Origin of the sequence: Rhizobium mongolense subsp. loessense (genome assembly GCF_900099775.1) — a bacterium.
GTDB lineage: Bacteria > Pseudomonadota > Alphaproteobacteria > Rhizobiales > Rhizobiaceae > Rhizobium > Rhizobium loessense.
The window spans coordinates 382,154-401,727 of the sequence record NZ_FMTM01000005.1 but is presented as its reverse complement, the minus strand read 5'-3'; the positions used below and the strand labels follow the sequence as shown (position 1 = coordinate 401,727).

Genomic DNA, 19,574 nt, shown 5'->3' with positions numbered 1-19,574 from the left:
GAACAAAGCCAATAGCGAGGCGTTCCCAGCTAGCTGGGGCGCCACGGCAACAGCTTTAACGGTTTCTCCAACGCTTGGTCATAATATGACCAGCGGGGTTCCTGAAATGGCAACCTCTTTCCAGCTGCGCAAGAAGGATCGAAGGAAAGGCGGCCTGGTGAATACGACAGAACCATTAACCGGCAAGCCTTTCGCGCTGGAGGGCAAGTCCGCGATGATGGAGCGGGCGCTGAGCAGCGCCGGAATTTCGATTCTCTTCCAGGATTCCACGCTGACACTTTCCTACGCCGAAAATCTTCCGCGCCATTTCGCCGAACTGTTTTTCGCCGGCGGCAGCGACAGCGACCTGTTCGGCAAGGCGCACGGCGATTATCTGAGGACGCTCAAGTTCAAGGTGCTCGAAACCGGGACGGCGACGAATGCCGAGATCGATATGGACGTCGATGGCGAGGTCCGGACCTACGAACTGAAAGTACAGCGTATCAATAACGGCGGCTCGCTCGGCATTCTCTCGGTCATCTCCGAAGTCACAGAGATGCGACATCGTGAAAAAGTGCTGAAATCGCTGCTGCGCGAACTATCGCACCGCTCGAAGAACCTGCTTGCGATCATTCAGGGCATCGCCACGCAAACGGCCCGCAATACGCTGTCGCTCGACAGCTTCCTTGCAAAGTTCCGCGGTCGCCTTCAATCGCTTTCCAACTCGCAGGATCTGATTACGGATTCGAGCTGGCGCGGCGCCTATCTCTTCGACCTTGCGGAAAAGCAGTTCGCACCCTATTGGCCGGAAACGGCAGGCTCCATGCCGATCTTCGGCATCAATGCGCATATGACGCCGAATGCCGCCGTCCATCTCGGATTGGCGCTTCATGAGCTCATCGTCAATTCGGCCTCCTATGGCGCAATTGCCGGCGGCGCGTCGTCGATCACCCTGAATTGCAAGGAATCGAAGCATAACGGCAAGAAGGCAATCGAGATCGCCTGGGTGGAAATCCTCCCGAACCGGACCGAGATTCACGAGTTCAGCGAAAACAGCTTCGGCAAGACCGTGCTGGAACGCGTCGTTCCCTCGTCTATGAGTGGCAAGGCGGAGCTCCGGCTCGTCCCTGGCCGTATCGAATATTACCTGCAGATCCCAGAGACGGAATTCGAAATCCTGAAGCGCCCATGAGGTGCGCGACGCTCGCCCACAACAAAAAACAGCCAGTGCGAGGGCGGCGCACTGGCTGTTTTCACTCATCGGGAGGGGACCGTGAGTAGTCCGGATGATGGGTTGGGGGCGCGCATGTTGGGTCGATGCGATCATCATCCGGATGCCGCAATAACGACCGCGTTGACCTTTGGTTCCGCCGAATCCGAAAAAAATTGAACTTTTATGAATCTTTTTTGCAAGGTGGCGAATGCCTGGCTTCATGGATGATGGGCGAATGGGCTCCGCGCCGCGAGCTAAAATAACAAAAACAGACACTTATACGAATATAAGTTTCAAAATTTTACCGTTTGATAAATTTTTTATCCTGAGTTAGGCTTTCCCTCACTAGCCGTTTACCAATAATGAGGGAACTTCAATGGAACGACTGGAAACTGGGATTCATTCCGGCCGGCTCTCGACCGCCGAGTATGAGGCTAATTTTTCCGATCTGCATCCGCGCCTCGACAAGCATGAGGCGCTGGTCGCCGCCGACCGCTGCTATTTTTGCTATGACGCGCCGTGCATGACGGCCTGTCCCACCTCCATCGACATCCCGCTCTTCATCCGGCAGATCGCAACCGGCAACCCTATCGGCTCGGCAAAGACGATCTTCGACCAGAACATCCTGGGCGGCATGTGCGCTCGCGTCTGTCCCACCGAAGAGCTCTGCGAACAGGCCTGCGTGCGCAATACCGCAGAGGAGAAGCCTGTGGAGATCGGCCGCCTGCAGCGTTACGCGACTGATACCGCCATTCAGGCAGGCAGGCAGTTTTATGAACGCGCTGCCTCGACCGGCAAAAAGATCGCCGTTGTCGGCGCCGGCCCGGCCGGCCTTGCCGCCGCTCACCGCCTTGCGGTGAAAGGCCATGACGTCGCCATCTACGACAGCAAGTCGAAATCCGGCGGCCTGAACGAATATGGCATCGCCACTTATAAAGCCGTCGACGACTTTGCCCAGAAGGAAGTGGATTACGTGCTTTCGATCGGCGGTATCGAAGTCCGCCACGGCCAGCAGCTTGGCCGTGATTTCTCGCTTGCCGATCTGCAGTCCAAGTACGACGCCGTCTTCCTCGGCATCGGCCTTGCCGGTGTCAATGCGTTGCGCGTCGATGGTGAGAACCTCCCAGGTGTCGATGACGCGGTCGATTTCATCGCCGGTCTCCGTCAGGCGGCGAACAAGGCGGACGTTGCCATCGGCCGCCGCGTCGTCGTTCTCGGCGGCGGCATGACTGCCATCGATGCGGCAGTTCAGGCAAAGCTGCTTGGCGCCGAAGAAGTGACGATTTGCTACCGTCGCGGCAAGGAGCACATGAACGCCTCGGAGTTCGAGCAGGACCTCGCGACGTCCAAGGGTGTCATCATTCGCCACTGGCTGGCGCCGAAGTCCATCCTGTCGCAGGACGGCAAGGTCGCCGCGATCGAGGTGGAGTATACCAAGCTCGCCAACGGCCGTCTCGTCACGACCGGCGAAACCGGGGTCATCGCCGCCGATCAGATTTTCAAGGCGATCGGCCAGACCTTTGAAACATCCGGTCTCGGTTCGCTACGCATGGAGTCCGGCCGGATCGCCATCGACGGCGAAGGCCGCACCTCGCTCGACGGCGTCTGGGCAGGCGGCGACTGCGTCTTCGGCGGCGATGACCTGACTGTATCTGCCGTCGCGCAAGGCCGCGATGCTGCCGAATCCATCAATCGTACGCTTGCTGCCGGTGCGCAGCCAGCCGTCGCCGTCGCTTGAGGAGAATGAACAATGGCTGATCTCCGCAACAATTTCGTCGGCATCAAGTCGCCCAACCCGTTCTGGCTCGCCTCTGCGCCGCCGACCGACAAGGCCTATAACGTCGAGCGCGCCTTCAAAGCGGGCTGGGGCGGCGTCGTCTGGAAGACGCTCGGCGAGGAAGGTCCGCCGGTCGTCAACGTCAACGGCCCGCGCTACGGCGCGATCTGGGGCGCCGACCGCCGCCTCTTGGGTCTCAACAATATCGAGCTCATAACCGACCGCGACCTTTACACCAACCTGCGCGAAATGAAGCAGGTGAAGATGAACTGGCCGGACCGCGCACTGATCGCCTCGATCATGGTTCCCTGTGAGGAAGACGCCTGGAAGGCGATCCTGCCGCTCGTGGAGGAAACCGGCGCCGACGGCATCGAACTCAATTTCGGCTGTCCTCACGGCATGTCCGAGCGCGGCATGGGCTCCGCAGTCGGACAGGTGCCGGAATATATCGAGATGGTCGTGCGCTGGTGCAAGCAGTACACGCGCATGCCGGTCATCACCAAGCTGACGCCGAACATCACCGATATCCGCAAGCCGGCACGCGCCGCCAAGGCCGGCGGTACGGACGCCGTCTCGCTGATCAACACCATCAACTCGATAACCGCGGTCAATCTCGACACGTTCTCTCCTGAACCGTCGATCGATGGCCGCGGCAGCCATGGCGGCTATTGCGGCCCTGCGGTGAAGCCGATCGCGCTCAACATGGTGGCCGAGATCGCCCGCGATCCGGAAACTTACGGCCTGCCGATCTCCGGTATCGGCGGCGTGACCACCTGGCGCGACGCTGCCGAGTTCCTTGCGCTCGGCGCTGGCAACGTGCAGGTCTGCACCGCTGCCATGACCTACGGCTTCAAGATCGTGCAGGAGATGATCACCGGGCTCTCCGATTGGATGGACGCCAAGGGCCACAGGTCGCTCGACGATATCACCGGCCGCGCCGTTCCGAACGTCTCTGACTGGCAGTATCTGAACCTCAACTATGTCGCCAAGGCGAAGATTGACCAAGATGCCTGCATCAAATGCGGCCGCTGTCACATCGCCTGCGAGGACACCTCGCATCAGGCGATCACGCAATTCGTCAACGGCGTGCGCCATTTCGAGGTGATGGAAGACGAATGCGTCGGCTGCAATCTTTGCGTAAACGTCTGTCCGGTCGAAAACTGCATCACCCTGGAACCCCTGCCCGCCGGCGCGCTTGATAAGCGCACGGGCCGCCCCGTCGACCCGAACTACGCCAACTGGACGACCCACCCGAACAATCCGATGGCAAGACAGGCGGCAGAGTAGAATACGGTCGCGACCCGACAAGACTGCGGCGATGCCCTCATCCGGCTGCCGCCACCTTCCCCCCGCAGTCGGGGAGAAGGACCCGCATGCGAGAGTGAGGGGCAATTGCGCGCCCCGCAACTATACCCCGAACGACTTCCTGTAGGCACTCGGGCTTGTCCCGAGCCGCTTGCGGAAATGATGTCGCATCGTCGCCAGTGTGCCGAAGCCGCTGGTGGCAGCGATGTCGTCAAGGGATGCGGCGAGTTCCTTTTCCAGGAGATCGCGGGCGTGGCGAAGACGCTCTTTGAGCAGCCATTCGCCGACGCTGAGGCCCGTGGTCTTTTCGAAGCGGCGCTGGAAGGTGCGCAGGCTCATGCCCGCCTTTTGCGCCAGCAGGCTGATCGACTGCTCCTCGTCAAGCCGCTCCCGCATCCATTCGAGCAGCGGCCCGAGCCGCATTCCCTCCCGCTCGTCGGGCACGGGCGAGGTGATGAATTGCGCCTGCCCGCCTTCGCGATGCGGCGGGAGCACCAGACGGCGAGCCACACTGTTTGCGGCTTCTGCGCCAAAATCACCGCGCACGACGTGCAAGCAGAGATCAATGCCGGCCGCACTTCCCGCGGCCGTCAGGATACTGCCCTCGTCCATGTAGAGAACGCCCGCATCGAAGGCAATCTCCGGATAGCGCGCTGCGAGCGCCGCGACATAGCGCCAATGCGTTGTCGCACGCCGGCCGCTCAAAAGACCGGACGCGGCGAGCACGGCAACGCCGGAGCAGAGTGACATGATACGGACACCGCGCTCATGAGCCTGACGCAGCGCATCGATCAACGGCTCCGGCACCGGCGCATCGATCGACCGCCAGCCCGGCACGACGACGAGATCGGCTTCGGCCAGAACCTCCAGGCCGCGATCGACTGAAACACTCAATCCGCCCGCAGCACGCAGCGGCCCCGATTCGACGCCGCAGACCGAATAATGATACCAGGCCTCGCCCATTTCCGGGCGCGGAAGACCGAAGACTTCGTAGGCAATACCGAATTCGAAAGTGCATAGCCCGTCATAGGCAAGCACGACGACATGCGGGCGCCTGAGCGAATTTGGCATGATCTGTACGCTAACCGTCATTAAAGCCAATTTCGCTATGCCATAACATCGGCGATGGTCGGCGGCAACTCGAACCGTGAAAGGAAGACCATGCCGAGCTCCGTCAGCGAAACACCCGCCGCCACCCCGGACGAAACCGCCGCCTACTACGCCCGCAAGCTCGCCTTCGAGACGGATTGCTGGGACGTCCAGGCCTCCATTTCCTCGGGCAAGGCTGACTTCGTCCTTATCGACGTTCGATCCCCGGCGCTCTATTCCCGCTCGCATGTGCCGGGCGCGATCAACCTGCCGCATGGCAAGATGACCGCCCACCGCATGTCGGAGTGGGCGGCTGATACGCTCTTCGTCGTCTATTGCGCCGGGCCCCATTGCAACGGCACCGACAAGGCGGCCCTGCGCCTGGCGCGGCTCGGCCTCTCCGTCAAGGTCATGATCGGCGGGATGACCGGCTGGGCTGACGAGGGCTTCACCTTCACCTTCACCGACGGCGAAGCCTCAATGGCCGCGGAGTGACTGACCTCCTTTAACGCTATTGCGGATGCGTATTCCGAAAAATGGGGCTATGGTTCTCTTCGTTTGAGCATCATCGGCCGGGGATGCCGCAGCGGGAGGAATAAGCGGTTTGGAACGAACCAAAAATCTGAACAGCACCTTTGCTCGCTCGGAAGCCGGCGCGGTTGCGCCGGCATCCTCATCCTCTGCTCGTCCGGGGGTCGTGGCAGCTGCCGTTTACCAGCAGGGACAGCGCATCCGCGATATCGGGATAGAAGAGGCCAGCGAATGGCGAACGCACGAGAATGCGGTCGTCTGGATCGGCTTACACGAGCCAGACGAGATGCTGCTGCACCAGGTACAGGCCGAGTTCAATCTCCACCCACTGGCGATCGAGGATGCTGCCCAGCCGCATCAGCGCCCGAAGCTGGAGATTTATGGCGACGCCATGTTCATCGTTGCCCGTACCGCCCACATGAAGGACGGCGAAATCGTCTTCGGCGAAACTCATCTTTTCGTCGGCCGGGGCTATGTCGTTTCCGTGCGCCATGGCGCATCGTCCTCTTACCTGGCGGTGCGGCAGCGATGCGAGGCGACGCCAGCGGCGCTCGCCCATGGGGAGAACTACATTCTCTATTCCATCCTCGATTTCATCGTCGACAACTACATGCCGGTGATCGAAGTCGTACAGGAAGAAGTCGAGATGCTCGAAGATCTGATGCTGCGCGAACAGCTTACAAAGGTCGACATCGAGCGCCTCTACCTGCTGCGGCGCAAGCTGCTGCGGCTGCGCAATGCCGTCGTGCCGCTCGTGGACGTCTGTCGCCGCTATGAGCATATCGACCTTCCGGGTATGGACTTGACGCTTCAATCGCTGTTTCGCGACGTCACAGACCATGTGCGCCGGGTCCAGGAGGATATCGACGCGCTGCGTGAAGTCCTCGCCTTCGCCTTCGAAGCCAGCGTGATGATCGGCCAGACCGAACAGACGGCGATCGCCCGCAAGCTCGCCTCATGGGCGGCGATCCTTGCTGTTCCGACGGCGATCGCCGGTATCTACGGGATGAATTTCAACGATATGCCGGAACTGAAATTCCAGTACGGCTATTTCGTGGTGCTGGGCGTAATAGCAACCCTGTGCATAACGCTCTTCGCCTTGTTCCGCCGGGCGAAGTGGCTGTAGCCAGGCTCCCGCCAGAATGCTCTGACGGGAGGGGAGGACCCGGCTCAAAACTCGATGACGATCTTTCCGAAGGGGCCGCGATCGAGGTGCTGAAGCGCCTTTGGCAGTTCATCGAAGGCGTAGCGCTTGTCGATCACCGGCTTCAGGCCGGTGCGATCGACGGCGCGGACCAGGTCCTCCAGCGCGCGGCGGTGTCCCACACTAAGGCCCTGTACCGTCGGCGACTTCAATAGCAGCGATTGCACCGGCGCAGACAGATCGAAGCCATCCATGACACCGATCACCGAAATCCGGCCGTTGACCGCCACAGCCTTTAGGGACTCGCCGAAATTGGCGCCGGCTGCGATTTCGAAGATATGGTCGGCGCCGTAATCTTCCGTCAGTTCGAGGACGCTTTCGGCCCAATTCTCCCTGCCGATCCCATGATCGGCGCCGAGGGCACGGGCACGTTCGAGCTTCTCGGCATTTGCCGAGGTGATGATGACTTCGGCACCGTGCATCTTGGCAAGTTGAAGACCGAAGAGCGCAACCCCACCGGTTCCCTGAATGACCACCTTGTCGCCTGCCTTCAGCCTGCCGAGTTCGATGAGCGCGAACCAAGCCGTCAGACCTGCGCACGGCAGCGTGCTCGCCTCAACGGCATCGAGCGTCTGGGGAGCGTGAACGAACCAGTCCTCGGAAAAGGTCACATATTCTGAAAGCACACCCGGATAATATCCGCCGAGCGTCTTGTAGGGCGGATGGCGGGCATCGCCGAGGCCCGGCCCGTTGATGCGCCCGGGAAGAAAGGTCGTGATGACGCGGTCACCCGGCTTGAAGCGCGTGACGCCGGGGCCGACAGCTTCGACCACGCCGGCAAGGTCCGATGCTGGAACGAACGGAAACTGCAGCGGCAGACCCATACCGGTTTCCAGCACCAGCTTGTCGCGATAGTTCAGCGATACGGCCTCGGCACGGACCAGCACCTTGTTGCCGATCGCCTCTTCGACCGCCGATTCACGCACGATCAGATTCGTCGGTCCGATATCGTCGATCGACCATTGCTTTGCCAACATTCTTCTCACTCCATTCGGTTGACGGACCCAAAGCATATCGTTGAAATTTGATCGACAGTTGCGTTATTAATTCCACAAAATGTTTCCATAAAGGATACAATAATGGAACAGCTCAAAGGCATATCGGTGTTTGTCGAAGTCGCGGAAGCAGGCGGCTTTTCCGCAGCCGCCGAGCGCCTCCATTTGACGCGCTCAGCCGTCGGAAAGACGATCGCACGGCTGGAACAAAGGCTTGGCGTGCGCCTGTTTCACCGCACGACCAGAGCGCAGAGCCTGACGGAGGAAGGCCAGTTCTTTTACGAGCACTGCCTGCGCGCGGTCGAGGAGATCACGCGTGGCGAAGCGCTTCTTGAAAGCGGCAAGCGGGAGGTGCGCGGGCGCCTGCGGGTCACAATGCCGGTTCTTTTCGGCCGTCAGTGTGTGGCGCCGATACTCATCAAACTGCTCGACGAACACCCGCATCTCGAACTTGATCTTTCCTTCAACGACCGGATCGTCGATCTGGTCGAAGACGGCTACGATATTGCGGTGCGCAACGGCCCTCTCGGGGACTATCCCGGCCTGATGGTGCGCGTCATCGCCCAGCAGCGCATGACGGTATGCGGCTCTCCGGGATATCTCGAACGCCGCGGCATTCCGGCCAAGCTCGAAGACCTCGAAATGCATGACGGCATCGTCTATGGGAGGCAGGATCGAAACCGAACCTGGATATTCCCGACAAACGCCGAACCCTTCCGGCAGGTGTTGCCGCGATCGCGGTTGCGGCTCGATGATCTTGCCACCATCGCCGACGCCGCGGCACGAGGCGTCGGACTTGCCTGGCTGCCGTGCTGGCTCGTGCGGGACCGCGTTGCATCCGGCGAACTTCAGCGGGTCTTGACGGATATGCCGGCTGTCGCCTTTGACGCCAACGTCGTCTGGGTAAAGTCGCCTGCAATGCAGCCGAAGGTTCGGCTCGTGATCGACACCTTGGCTGCGAATCTCCCGGCTCTCATGAGTTAGCGAAGAAAGTCTCGGAACCCTCTGAATTTTTTGGTGTATTCACTGGAAATACTGCGTGTCCGCCGTATATTCCCTTCCTTGTTACGCCGAAAAGGGTAACGGAACCGGAGTCTCCTGTCTCGTGAGCAAAGCCTGCAATGGTGCGGACCTGACGAATTGCGACGGGGGAGCTACCCTTGAGCGCGCCGCCATCCAGCCCTTCGGTTTCCTGCTTGCGGCTTCCCCCGACTGGAGAATCGTGCGCGCGTCGGCCAATCTCGAAGAGTTTCTGGGCGTAGGCTACGAACACGTGCTTCGGCAGCCACTCTCCGGCATCATCATGTCCAGGACGCTCCACACGATCCGCAACCGGCTGACCGTCATCCGAGGTCCGGTCATGATCGAGCGGCTGTCCGGGATCGCCTTTGCGGATGGCGGCCCCATTTTCGACGTGGCTCTGCACTGCAGCGAGGGTGAGATCGTCATCGAGGCCGAACCGTCGCAGCGCGAGGGCCAAGGTAGCTCGACGCTGTCGATGCCCGCCATGATTGCGCGCATCGACCAAGCGCAGACTCTGGAAGCCTTTTTCCGCGAGAGTGCCCGGCAAGTGCGCGGGATTACCGGCTTCGATCGCGTGATGGTCTACCGCTTCGATGACGAAGGGTCCGGCGAAATCGTGGCGGAAGCCGCGCGATCCGGCATAGGATCGTTCCTTGGCCTTCACTTTCCCGCCGCCGACATTGCAGCCGAGGAACGCGCCTTGTATGCCCGCAATCTCTTCCGCATCATCGCCGATGTCGATGCCGCTCCGGTTCCGGTCGTGCCGGAACTCGACGAGCACGGCCAGGCGATCGATCTCTCCCTGTCGATCCTGCATGCGACGCCGTCGGGCCATATCGACCATCTGAAGGACATGGGCGTCGCTGCCTCGTTTTCGGTTCCGCTCGTCGTGGATGGCAGGCTCTGGGGCCTGTTTGCCTGCCATCATTATACTGCCCGCCTGCTCCCCCTCGAACGGCGCTTGACGGCGGAACACTTCGCACAGATGGTCGCCTCGCGGCTCGAAACCCGGCAGTGCCGCCTGGCGCTGGAATTCGAAGCCGGGGCGCGAAAGATCGTCGAACGGCTGTTGACCGCCGTTGCGGACAATACCGGCCTGACCGATGATCCGGCCTGGCTGGCCGAAGTGCTCGCCGTCGCTATTCCCGCAGACGGCATCGGCGTCTCGATCGGTGGCCGCACGGCGCTGACAGGTCTCGCTCCCTCTCGGCAGCAATTCTCTGCGCTGATCGATACGCTGAACGGCAAGGTATCCGGCCATGTGTTTGCGACCGATCGTATTGCCGAACTCTGGCCCGAGGGGGAATTGAATGGCGACATCGGCGGACTGATGGCCATTTCGACCTCGCAGCCAGCGGGCGATTACATCGTATTCTTCCGCCAGGAAATCCTAGGAACGGCGCATCGGGCCGGCGCTTCGCCAAGGCCAGCAGAACACGACGCCGACAGCCACGCCCTCGCCTTCCACAAGAGGTCCCAGGCCTGGTCTGAACTGATGCGCGGACGATCGCTGCCGTTTTCGGCGGCGGAACGCCATGTCGCGGACACGATTCGCGTGACGCTTGAAGCCGTTCGTCGCCTGACCGGGTGAGGCAGCACGACTGAGGGCGTCAGGCCGGGCGAACCATCAGCCCGCCGATGAAGAGCTGCTCGAGGAAGCGCGCCGCATCCTCGAAGCGCCCTGCCCCGGCATGCTCCTGTCCGAGCACGGCGCGCACCTGGACGTCGAAGTCGGCATAATGCTGCGTTGTCGACCAGATCGAAAAGATCAGATGGTAGGGATCGCATTTGGCGATCTTGCCGGCCTTCGCCCAGGCGCGGATGACCTCGGCCTTCTCATCGACGAGTTGCTTCAGCGGCCCCTTCAGCTCGTCCTCGATATGCGGCGCGCCCTGCAGCACCTCGTTTGCAAACAGCCGGCTTTCGCGGGGAAAGTCGCGCGCCAATTCCAGCTTGCGGCGAATGTAGCTGCGAATTTCGGTCTCCGGATTGCCCTCGGCATTGAAGGCGCGAAGCGGCTCAAGCCAAGTATAGAGCACGCGGTCGATCAGCGCCCGGTGCATCGCCTCCTTGGTACGGAAGTAATAGAGCAGGTTCGGCTTCGACATGCCGGCCACCTCTGCGATCTGGTCGATCGTCGAGCCGCGGAAACCCCTGGCGGAAAACACATCGAGCGCAGCTTCCAGAATCTGCTCCTCCTTCTCCTCCTGGATCCGCGTGCGCCGCTGCGTCTTCGCTGCTCTCGGAATTGCCATCTGGCTCTCGTTTCCCCTTGAAATTCAACTGCTTCAGTCAAACGGCTCCCCCTGCCGTCGTTTTGAGCAACTCCCTGCAATTTTGTCTGAATTTTTCCTGATTTTCGTCTTGAGCCCGGCGCGGGAAGCTGTAATGTTTACCAATCGGTCAAATTATCTGTCAGATGCCAAACAAAGGCAACTGGCGATTTTCCAGCGTAACAAAACAAACAAGCGCGCTGGGAATTGACGATGGGAACAGACGGCGCATGTTCTTTGCATGACCGTAAAAAACAGGTGAGGATTGCAGACATGGTGGCAGCACCAGGCGAGAATATGCGCGTCAACGGAGACCGTCTCTGGGACAGTCTCATGGACATGGCAAAGATCGGCCCCGGAATTGCCGGCGGTAATAACCGCCAGACGCTGACGGACTCCGATGCCGAAGGCCGCAGCCTCTTCCGCACGTGGTGCGAAGCCGCAGGCCTGACCGTCGGCGTCGACAAGATGGGCACGATGTTCGCAACCCGTCCTGGCACCGATCCCGATGCGCTCCCCGTTTATGTCGGTTCGCATCTCGACACCCAACCGACCGGCGGCAAATATGATGGCGTGCTCGGCGTGCTCGGTGCGCTCGAAGTCGTTCGTACGATGAACGACCTCGGCATCAGGACGAAGCACCCGATCGTCGTCACCAACTGGACCAATGAGGAAGGCGCCCGTTTCGCCCCGGCCATGCTTGCCTCCGGCGTTTTCGCCGGCGTTCACACGCTGGACTATGCCTATGGCCGCAAGGATCCCGAGGGCAAGACGTTTGGCGACGAGCTGAAGCGCATTGGCTGGCTCGGCGACGAAGAAGTCGGCGCCCGCAAGATGCACGCCTATTTCGAGTATCACATCGAGCAGGGTCCGATCCTCGAGGCCGAGGAGAAGCAGATCGGCGTCGTCACCCACTGTCAGGGCCTGTGGTGGCTCGAATTCACGCTGACCGGCAGGGAGGCCCATACCGGCTCGACCCCGATGAACATGCGCGTCAATGCCGGGCTTGCCATGGCGCGCATCTTCGAGATGGTCCAAGGGGTCGCCATGAGCGAGCAGCCGGGTGCTGTCGGCGGCGTCGGCCAGGTGTTTTTCTCGCCGAACTCCCGCAACGTGCTGCCCGGCAAGGTGATCTTTACCGTCGACATCCGCTCGCCTGACAAGGAAAAGCTCGACCGCATGCGCGCCAAGATCGAGGCCGAAGCGCCGAAGATCACCGATGCACTGGGCGTCGGCTGTTCGATCGAGGCGATCGGCCATTTCGAACCGGTGACCTTCGATCCGAAGCTCGTCACAGCCGTGCGCGACGCCGCCGAAAGGCTCGGCTACAGCCACATGAACCTTATCTCCGGCGCCGGCCACGACGCCTGCTGGGCTGCCAAGGTCGCGCCGACGACGATGATCATGTGCCCCTGCGTCGGCGGCCTGTCGCACAACGAGGCGGAGGAGATTTCCAAGGAATGGGCGACCGCTGGTGCGGACGTGCTGTTTCATGCCGTTGCCGAGACGGCGGAGATCGTCAGATGACGGCCGATGCGGATGCCGATCTGAATACCATGACGCGTGCGGAATTGCTTTCGACAGCCCGCGCCATGCGCCATGCGATCCGCACCCACCGGGACACGTCCATGCACGAGCTCTGTTGGCATCACCCCGACATGTGGGCGCTTCTGCCGGATTCACCGACCGGCGGCCAGATCGTGCCGGATTGGCCCCAGTTCATGCGCGGTTGCATCCGCTACCGCCAGTCATTGGATAAACAGCTTGCGCAGGCACCGCGCAGCGCCAGGGAGTTCGGAGAATGAGCACAGTCATCAAGGGCGGAACCATCGTCACGGCCGACCTCAGCTACATGGCCGATGTGAAGATCGAAGGCGGCAGGATCGTCGAGATCGGGCCCAACCTTTCCGGCAATGAGACGCTGGATGCGTCCGGTTGCTACGTCATGCCGGGCGGCATCGACCCGCATACGCATCTCGAAATGCCGTTCATGGGCACCTACTCCTCCGACGACTTTGAGAGCGGCACGCGCGCTGCCCTTTCCGGCGGCACGACGATGGTCGTCGATTTCGCCCTGCCCTCGCCCGGTCAGTCGTTACTCGAAGCGCTGACGATGTGGGATAACAAATCGACCCGCGCCAACTGCGACTATTCCTTCCATATGGCGATCACCTGGTGGAGTGAGCAGGTCTTCAATGAGATGAAGACCGTCGTCCAGGACAAGGGCATCAACACCTTCAAGCATTTCATGGCCTACAAGGGTGCCCTGATGGTGGACGACGACGAGATGTATTCCTCCTTCCGGCGCTGTGCCGAACTCGGCGCGCTGCCGCTGGTCCACGCCGAAAACGGCGACGTCGTCGCGCAATTGCAGGCAAAGCTCATGGCCGAAGGCAACAACGGCCCGGAAGCGCACGCCTATTCCCGGCCGCCGGAAGTGGAAGGCGAGGCGACCAACCGCGCGATCATGATTGCCGACATGGCCGGCTGCCCCGTCTATATCGTCCATACCTCCTGCGAACAGGCGCACGAAGCGATCCGCCGCGCCCGCCAGAAAGGCATCCGCGCCTATGGCGAGCCGCTCATCCAGCACCTGACGCTCGACGAGACGGAGTATTTCAACAAGGATTGGGATCACGCCGCCCGCCGCGTCATGTCACCGCCCTTCCGCAACAAGCAGCATCAGGATAGCCTCTGGGCCGGCCTTGCCTCCGGCTCGCTGCAGGTCGTCGCGACCGACCATTGCGCTTTCACGACCGACCAGAAGCGTTTCGGCGTCGGCGATTTCACCAAGATCCCGAACGGCACCGGCGGCCTTGAAGACCGCATGCCGATGCTCTGGACTTATGGCATCAATACCGGCCGGCTGACGATGAACGAATTCGTCGCCGTGACCTCGACGAACATCGCGAAGATTCTCAACATCTATCCGAAGAAGGGCGCGATCCTCGTCGGTGCCGACGCGGATCTCGTCGTCTGGGACCCGAAGCGCGCAAAGGTCATCACCTCGAAAAACCAGCAGTCGGCCATCGACTACAACGTCTTCGAAGGCAAGCAGGTCACCGGCCTACCACGCTACACGCTGACGCGCGGCGTCGTCGCCATTGAAGAGGACACGATCAAGACCCGCGAGGGCCATGGCGAATTCGTCAAGCGCGAACCGGTCACCGCCGTCAGCAAGGCGCTGTCGACCTGGAAGGAAGTCACAGCGCCGCGCAAGGTCGAGCGCACCGGCATTCCGGCAAGCGGCGTGTGATCGGAAGGGATGTCGAGCGTGCGGGATACCCCCCTCTGCCCCTTCGTGACATCTCCCCCACAAAATGGGAGAGCGGGAACATGCGGCTACCACGCCACCGTAGTTGAAGGGCACAATACGCCCGGCGCTTTCATGGGGATCGACGAGCATCCTCCATCCGTTCCCCCTTGCGTGGGGGATGCCCGGACGGGCAGAGGGGGGTATTTTTCAACCCTCCACCAACCCATCCAGTTCCGGCAGCAGCACGACGCTTTCCTGCTCATTGGGATCTGTCCGCGCGATGATCGCGGTGCACGGCGTGCTGCTGAGGTTCGCCGGCAGATGCGGGACACCCGCCGGAATGTAAAACAGCTCGCCGGCATGAACGACGACATGATGCTCCAGCTCGTCGCCATACCAGGTGTGCGCTTCGCCCGAGAGCATGTAAATCGCCGTTTCATGCGCCTCGTGCAGATGCGCCTTGGCGCGCACGCCCGGTGGGATCGTCAGAAGATGCATGCAGATGCCCTTCGCGCCGACCGTTTCCGCAGCGATGCCTTCGAAGTAGCTCAGCCCCTGCTTGCCGCTATAGGCGTGGCTGGGGCGAATGATGTGGCAGGTGGGCTTTGACTTCGCGTCCATCGTCATTCTCCATGAATTTTGCCGCGGCAAAGAAAACCGGCGATCATCATAGCACGCAAACCGCGGCGACGCGGGGAAAACAGGACTGGTAAAGCATCGATGCAAGCATCCGTCGTATCCGCAAAGGATCTCTGTCTCACCTACCAGACGAATGACGGGCCGGTGCATGCGCTGAGCGATGTCAATCTCGATGTCCGCAAGGGCGATTTCGTTTCCTTCATCGGTCCATCCGGCTGTGGCAAGACGACATTCCTGCGCGTCATCGCCGATCTGGAGAAGAAGACCTCGGGCGAGATCACCGTCAACGGCTTGACGCCGGACGACGCCCGCAAGGCGCGCGCCTATGGTTACGTCTTCCAGGCGCCGGCGCTCTATCCTTGGCGGACGATCGAGAAGAACATCGCGCTGCCCTTGGAAATCATGCGTTATGCCGCGGCCGACCAGAAAAAGCGCATCGCCGAGGCACTGGATCTCGTCAACCTCTCCGGCTTTGAGAAGAAATTTCCCTGGCAGCTTTCCGGCGGCATGCAGCAGCGTGCCTCGATCGCCCGCGCACTCGCTTTCGACGCCGACCTGCTGTTGATGGACGAACCTTTCGGCGCACTCGACGAAATCGTCCGCGACCACCTGAACGAAGAGCTTCTGAAGCTTTGGGCGCGCACCAACAAGACGATCTGCTTCGTCACCCACTCGATCCCCGAAGCCGTCTACCTCTCCACGAAAATCGTCGTCATGTCCCCGCGCCCCGGTCGCGTCACAGACGTCATCGACTCCACGCTCCCGGCGGAGCGCCCCCTCGGTATCCGCGAAACCCCGGAATTCCTGAAAATCGCCCACCGCGTGCGCGAGGGGCTAAGGGCGGGGCATAGCTATGAGGAGTAGGAGGGCAGGCCCATGAAACCCGACACCCTCAAGGACAAGTTCATCCCCGTCCTGACGATCCTGCTGGCGCTCATCGTCGTCTGGTATGTCGCGGCGATCTTCATGAACGCGCCCTTCCAGCGGGACATGGATCAGCGCGGCAACGTCACTTCCACCACGATGGAATTCGTCAAAAAGACGCTCTCGCAGCCGAAGCCGATCCTGCCGGCGCCGCATCAGGTGGCGAGCAATGTCTTCGAGAACACCTTCCTCAGAAAACTCTCCAGCAATCGCAGCCTCGTCTACCACGCCGGCGTGACACTGTCCTCGACGGTTCTCGGCTTTGCGCTCGGGACCCTGCTCGGCATCGCGATCGCCGTCGGCATCGTGCATATCAAGACGCTCGACCGTAGCCTGATGCCCTGGATCATCGCATCGCAGACGGTGCCGATCCTGGCGATCGCGCCGATGGTCATCGTGGTGCTCGGTGCGATCAACATCACCGGCCTGATCCCGAAGGCGCTGATCTCGACCTATCTCTCCTTCTTTCCCGTCGCGGTCGGAATGGTGAAGGGTCTGCGCTCGCCGGAGATCATGCATCTCGACCTGATGCGCACCTATAATGCGACCGCACTGCAAACCTTCTGGAAGCTGCGCGTCCCGGCCTCGATCCCTTTCCTCTTCACGTCGATGAAGGTGGCGATTGCCGCGAGCCTCGTCGGCGCAATCGTCGGCGAACTCCCGACAGGCGCGGTGGCCGGTATCGGTTCGAAGCTTTTGGCGGGCTCCTACTACAGCCAGACGATCGATATATGGGCGGCACTCGTGGCAGGCTCCGTGCTGGCGGCCATGCTGGTTGCGATCGTCGGCCTCGTGTCGAAGATCGTCGATCGCGCCATGGGAGGCAGGCCGGCATGAAGAAGCTGAATGTCTCCTGGCAGGCCCTGATCGCTCTTTTTCTCTGCGCCGCGGCGCTTTTCTCGCTGCCGCTCCTCAGCGAAGCCGCCCCCCGCCCCTTCAGCGATCAAACGGTGACACTTGTCATCGTCATCGTCGCGGCAACCGCCCTCATTTCGGTAGCGCCTCTGCCGCGGCTCTATTGCGCGACCGTTCTGCTGATCGGCACTCATGAAGCCGCCTGGATGCTACTTTCCGGCATTGCCGGCAACGAAGGCATGGCGGCGAAATCCTTTTTCTTCCTGATCGCCGCCTGCTGGCTGCTTGCCTGGCGCTGCGTCACCGTGCTTTGCGAGATCAAGTCCGCCTCGAATTTCGAAAGCTCGTTCCTGCGCCTGCTGATCCCCGCGATCTTCGGCGCCTGGATCCTGATCCTCTGGGAAACGGCGACCCGCGGGGCGGGCATTCCCTTCGTGCTCCTACCGCCGCCAAGCGCTATCGGCACACGTATCGCCGCGTCGCTGCCGATCCTGGGCGAAGACGTTAGGCAGACGATCTTCAAGGCCGTGCTGATCGGCTACGCCGTTGGCTGCGCCAGCGGCTTTATCGTCGCGATCCTGGCCGATCGCGTGGCGTTCCTGCGCCGCGGCCTGCTGCCGATCGGCAATATGGTCTCGGCGCTGCCGATCATCGGCGTGGCGCCGATCATGGTCATGTGGTTCGGCTTCGACTGGCCGTCGAAGGCCGCGGTCGTCATCATCATGACCTTCTTCCCGATGCTGGTGAACACCGTCGCGGGCCTGGCCGCGTCCGGCAGCATGGAGCGCGACCTGATGCGCACCTATGCCTCGAACTACTGGCAGACGTTGCTGAAGCTCCGGCTTCCGGCAGCCATGCCCTTCATTTTCAATGCGCTGAAGATCAACTCGACGCTGGCGCTGATTGGTGCCATCGTTGCGGAATTCTTCGGGACGCCGATCGTCGGAATGGGCTTCCGCATCTCCACCGAGATCGGGCGCATGAATGTCGACATGGTCTGGGCCGAAATCGCCGTTGCGGCGCTGGCAGGCTCGATCTTCTATGGGGCCGTCGCCCTCGCCGAAAGGGCGGTGACTTTCTGGCATCCGTCTATCCGTGGTGGCTAGACGTCGCTTTATTCTCGCAAATGGGATTGGGCATAACTTCAGAGGGAAAAGAAAATGAAAAAACTGATGGTTGCAATGATGGCAAGCGCAATGTCGCTCGCGGCTGCCCATGCAATGGCCGCCGACAAGGTGACGCTGCAGCTGAAGTGGGTCACGCAGAGCCAGTTCGCCGGCTATTACGTCGCCAAGGAGAAAGGCTATTACGAGGAAGAGGGCCTCGACGTCGACATCAAGCCGGGCGGTCCGGACATCGCACCCGAACAGGTCATTGCCGGTGGCGGCGCCGATGTGATCGTCGACTGGATGGGTGGCGCGCTGGTTGCCCGCGAAAAGGGCGTGCCGCTCGTCAACATCGCCCAACCCTTCCAGAAGTCGGGTATGGAGCTGATCTGCCGCAAGGACGGCCCGATCAAGTCCGAAGCCGACTTCAAGGGCCGCACCCTCGGCGTCTGGTTCTTCGGCAACGAATACCCGTTCTTCGCCTGGATGAACAAGCTCGGCCTCAAGACCGACGGCGGCGCGGATGGTGTGACCGTCTTGAAGCAGAGCTTCGACGTGCAGCCGCTCCTGCAGAAGCAGGCGGACTGCATCTCGGTCATGACCTACAATGAATACTGGCAGGCGATCGATGCGGGCTTCAAGCCGGAAGAGCTGATCGTCTTCAACTATACGGAAATGGGCAACGACCTTCTCGAAGACGGTCTCTACGCGATGGAAGACAAGCTCAAGGACCCGGCCTTCAAGGAAAAGATGGTCAAGTTCGTCAAGGCTTCGATGAAGGGCTGGAAATACTCGACCGAAAACCCGGATGAAGCAGCCGAGATCGTCGTCGATGCCGGCGGCCAGGACGAGAACCACCAGAAACGCATGATGGGCGAAGTCGCCAAGCTGATCGGCGACGGCACTGGCAAGCTCGACCCGGCGCTCTACGATCGCACGGCCAAGGCTCTTCTCGACCAGAAGATCATCAACAAGGAGCCGGCCGGCGCCTGGACGCACGAGATCACGGACGCGGCTGCGAAGTAATTCCAGCCAATCCGAACACGGAAACGCGCGGCGAAACCCGCGCGTTTTCGGTTTTTTACGTCGCTACAAAAAATTCAAGGACGATGTCGCATCGGCAGGCTTTCGCACGTCATTAAGAATATACGGCTGCGATCAATCATCGGAATGACCACATAAGCTTGCGGTGATTGATCTGGACGTAAACGGCAATTAGTATGTTCGGATAGGGGAATTATTTTCTGCCGGTCTTGCGCATCGAGCAAATCGATACCAAGTACAAGCCGGTTTGCCGGAGGAGTGACTTCTCTGTAATAGAGACGGCAAATAATGCGGGAATGCCTCTGAGAGCACAGAGACGAAATGGCCTGTTCGCGAGCTGAGGGACAACGCGCGATTTTGG

The 19,574-nt window shown here is 61.0% G+C and carries 18 protein-coding genes; 14 read left to right on the top strand and 4 right to left on the bottom strand.

All coding sequences use genetic code 11. From position 1 onward, the window contains the following. Positions 1-217 precede the first annotated feature (217 nt). The 3 genes from BLP23_RS19205 (at position 218) to preA (ending at position 4,256) form a co-directional block, all read left to right on the top strand. Positions 218-1,171 (top strand): sensor histidine kinase, encoded by a 954-nt coding sequence (locus BLP23_RS19205; RefSeq protein WP_092586503.1) that lies wholly within the window; start codon positions 218-220, stop codon positions 1,169-1,171. A 397-nt stretch (positions 1,172-1,568) separates the two neighbouring features. Further along, positions 1,569-2,930: an NAD(P)-dependent oxidoreductase gene (locus BLP23_RS19200; protein ID WP_092586429.1), complete on the top strand. Its 1,362-nt coding sequence runs from the start codon at positions 1,569-1,571 to the stop codon at positions 2,928-2,930. Between the two features lie 12 nt (positions 2,931-2,942). Further along, positions 2,943-4,256, top strand: a complete 1,314-nt coding sequence (gene preA / locus BLP23_RS19195; protein ID WP_092586428.1) for an NAD-dependent dihydropyrimidine dehydrogenase subunit PreA — start codon at positions 2,943-2,945, stop codon at positions 4,254-4,256. Between the two features lie 120 nt (positions 4,257-4,376). Here preA and ftrA read toward each other — a convergent pair whose 3' ends face one another. Beyond that, entirely contained in the window at positions 4,377-5,366 is a 990-nt protein-coding gene (gene ftrA, locus BLP23_RS19190; RefSeq protein ID WP_092586427.1) for a transcriptional regulator FtrA, read from the bottom strand. A gap of 69 nt (positions 5,367-5,435) precedes the next feature. Here ftrA and BLP23_RS19185 point away from each other — a divergent pair, with 69 nt between their 5' ends. Together BLP23_RS19185 and BLP23_RS19180 are read left to right on the top strand one after the other, a co-directional pair. Continuing rightward, a complete protein-coding gene (locus BLP23_RS19185) occupies positions 5,436-5,858 on the top strand; it encodes a rhodanese-like domain-containing protein (protein ID WP_092586426.1) in 423 nt (140 codons plus the stop codon). 109 nt (positions 5,859-5,967) lie between these two features. Then, the gene (locus tag BLP23_RS19180; RefSeq protein WP_092586425.1) at positions 5,968-7,020 is read left to right on the top strand and encodes a magnesium and cobalt transport protein CorA; all 1,053 of its coding nucleotides are present in this window, start codon (positions 5,968-5,970) and stop codon (positions 7,018-7,020) included. 44 nt (positions 7,021-7,064) lie between these two features. Here BLP23_RS19180 and BLP23_RS19175 read toward each other — a convergent pair whose 3' ends face one another. Beyond that, positions 7,065-8,075 carry a zinc-dependent alcohol dehydrogenase family protein gene (locus tag BLP23_RS19175; RefSeq protein WP_092586424.1) on the bottom strand — a complete coding sequence of 337 codons (1,011 nt, stop codon included), beginning with the start codon at positions 8,073-8,075 and terminating at the stop codon, positions 7,065-7,067. Between the two features lie 102 nt (positions 8,076-8,177). On the opposite strand from BLP23_RS19175, the gene BLP23_RS19170 reads away from it, so the two are divergent. Further along, entirely contained in the window at positions 8,178-9,077 is a 900-nt protein-coding gene (locus BLP23_RS19170; protein ID WP_092586423.1) for a LysR family transcriptional regulator, read from the top strand. 121 nt (positions 9,078-9,198) lie between these two features. Beyond that, positions 9,199-10,707: a GAF domain-containing protein gene (locus tag BLP23_RS19165; RefSeq protein WP_139187089.1), complete on the top strand. Its 1,509-nt coding sequence runs from the start codon at positions 9,199-9,201 to the stop codon at positions 10,705-10,707. Positions 10,708-10,726: 19 nt separating this feature from the next. Here the strand turns inward: BLP23_RS19165 and BLP23_RS19160 are convergent, their stop codons facing one another. Further along, positions 10,727-11,371, bottom strand: a complete 645-nt coding sequence (locus BLP23_RS19160; protein ID WP_074069255.1) for a TetR family transcriptional regulator C-terminal domain-containing protein — start codon at positions 11,369-11,371, stop codon at positions 10,727-10,729. A gap of 291 nt (positions 11,372-11,662) precedes the next feature. Between BLP23_RS19160 and BLP23_RS19155 the strand changes: the two genes are divergently transcribed. Genes BLP23_RS19155 through hydA form a run of 3 tightly spaced genes read left to right on the top strand, consistent with a single transcriptional unit; the run spans position 11,663 to position 14,645 of the window. Further along, positions 11,663-12,916 carry a Zn-dependent hydrolase gene (locus tag BLP23_RS19155; protein WP_092586421.1) on the top strand — a complete coding sequence of 418 codons (1,254 nt, stop codon included), beginning with the start codon at positions 11,663-11,665 and terminating at the stop codon, positions 12,914-12,916. Then, the gene (locus BLP23_RS19150) at positions 12,913-13,194 is read left to right on the top strand and encodes a hypothetical protein (protein WP_092586420.1); all 282 of its coding nucleotides are present in this window, start codon (positions 12,913-12,915) and stop codon (positions 13,192-13,194) included. The genes BLP23_RS19155 and BLP23_RS19150 overlap by 4 nt, the downstream gene beginning before the upstream one ends. Continuing rightward, positions 13,191-14,645: a dihydropyrimidinase gene (hydA, locus tag BLP23_RS19145; protein WP_092586419.1), complete on the top strand. Its 1,455-nt coding sequence runs from the start codon at positions 13,191-13,193 to the stop codon at positions 14,643-14,645. The genes BLP23_RS19150 and hydA overlap by 4 nt, the downstream gene beginning before the upstream one ends. A gap of 207 nt (positions 14,646-14,852) precedes the next feature. Here the strand turns inward: hydA and BLP23_RS19140 are convergent, their stop codons facing one another. Next, complete coding sequence (locus BLP23_RS19140; protein WP_022716992.1) at positions 14,853-15,266, bottom strand: cupin domain-containing protein; 414 nt, start codon at positions 15,264-15,266, stop codon at positions 14,853-14,855. Between the two features lie 99 nt (positions 15,267-15,365). Between BLP23_RS19140 and BLP23_RS19135 the strand changes: the two genes are divergently transcribed. From BLP23_RS19135 to BLP23_RS19120, 4 genes are read left to right on the top strand one after another with little or no spacing between them, the layout of a single operon-like run. Continuing rightward, positions 15,366-16,148, top strand: a complete 783-nt coding sequence (locus tag BLP23_RS19135) for an ABC transporter ATP-binding protein (protein WP_092586418.1) — start codon at positions 15,366-15,368, stop codon at positions 16,146-16,148. Positions 16,149-16,160: 12 nt separating this feature from the next. Beyond that, positions 16,161-17,045: an ABC transporter permease gene (locus BLP23_RS19130; RefSeq protein ID WP_092586417.1), complete on the top strand. Its 885-nt coding sequence runs from the start codon at positions 16,161-16,163 to the stop codon at positions 17,043-17,045. Further along, complete coding sequence (locus tag BLP23_RS19125) at positions 17,042-18,169, top strand: ABC transporter permease (RefSeq protein ID WP_092586416.1); 1,128 nt, start codon at positions 17,042-17,044, stop codon at positions 18,167-18,169. Before BLP23_RS19130 ends, BLP23_RS19125 begins: the two co-directional genes overlap by 4 nt. Before the next feature lie 54 nt (positions 18,170-18,223). Further along, positions 18,224-19,195, top strand: coding sequence for an ABC transporter substrate-binding protein (locus BLP23_RS19120; RefSeq protein ID WP_039845658.1), 972 nt, complete (start codon positions 18,224-18,226; stop codon positions 19,193-19,195). Positions 19,196-19,574: the final 379 nt, after the last annotated feature.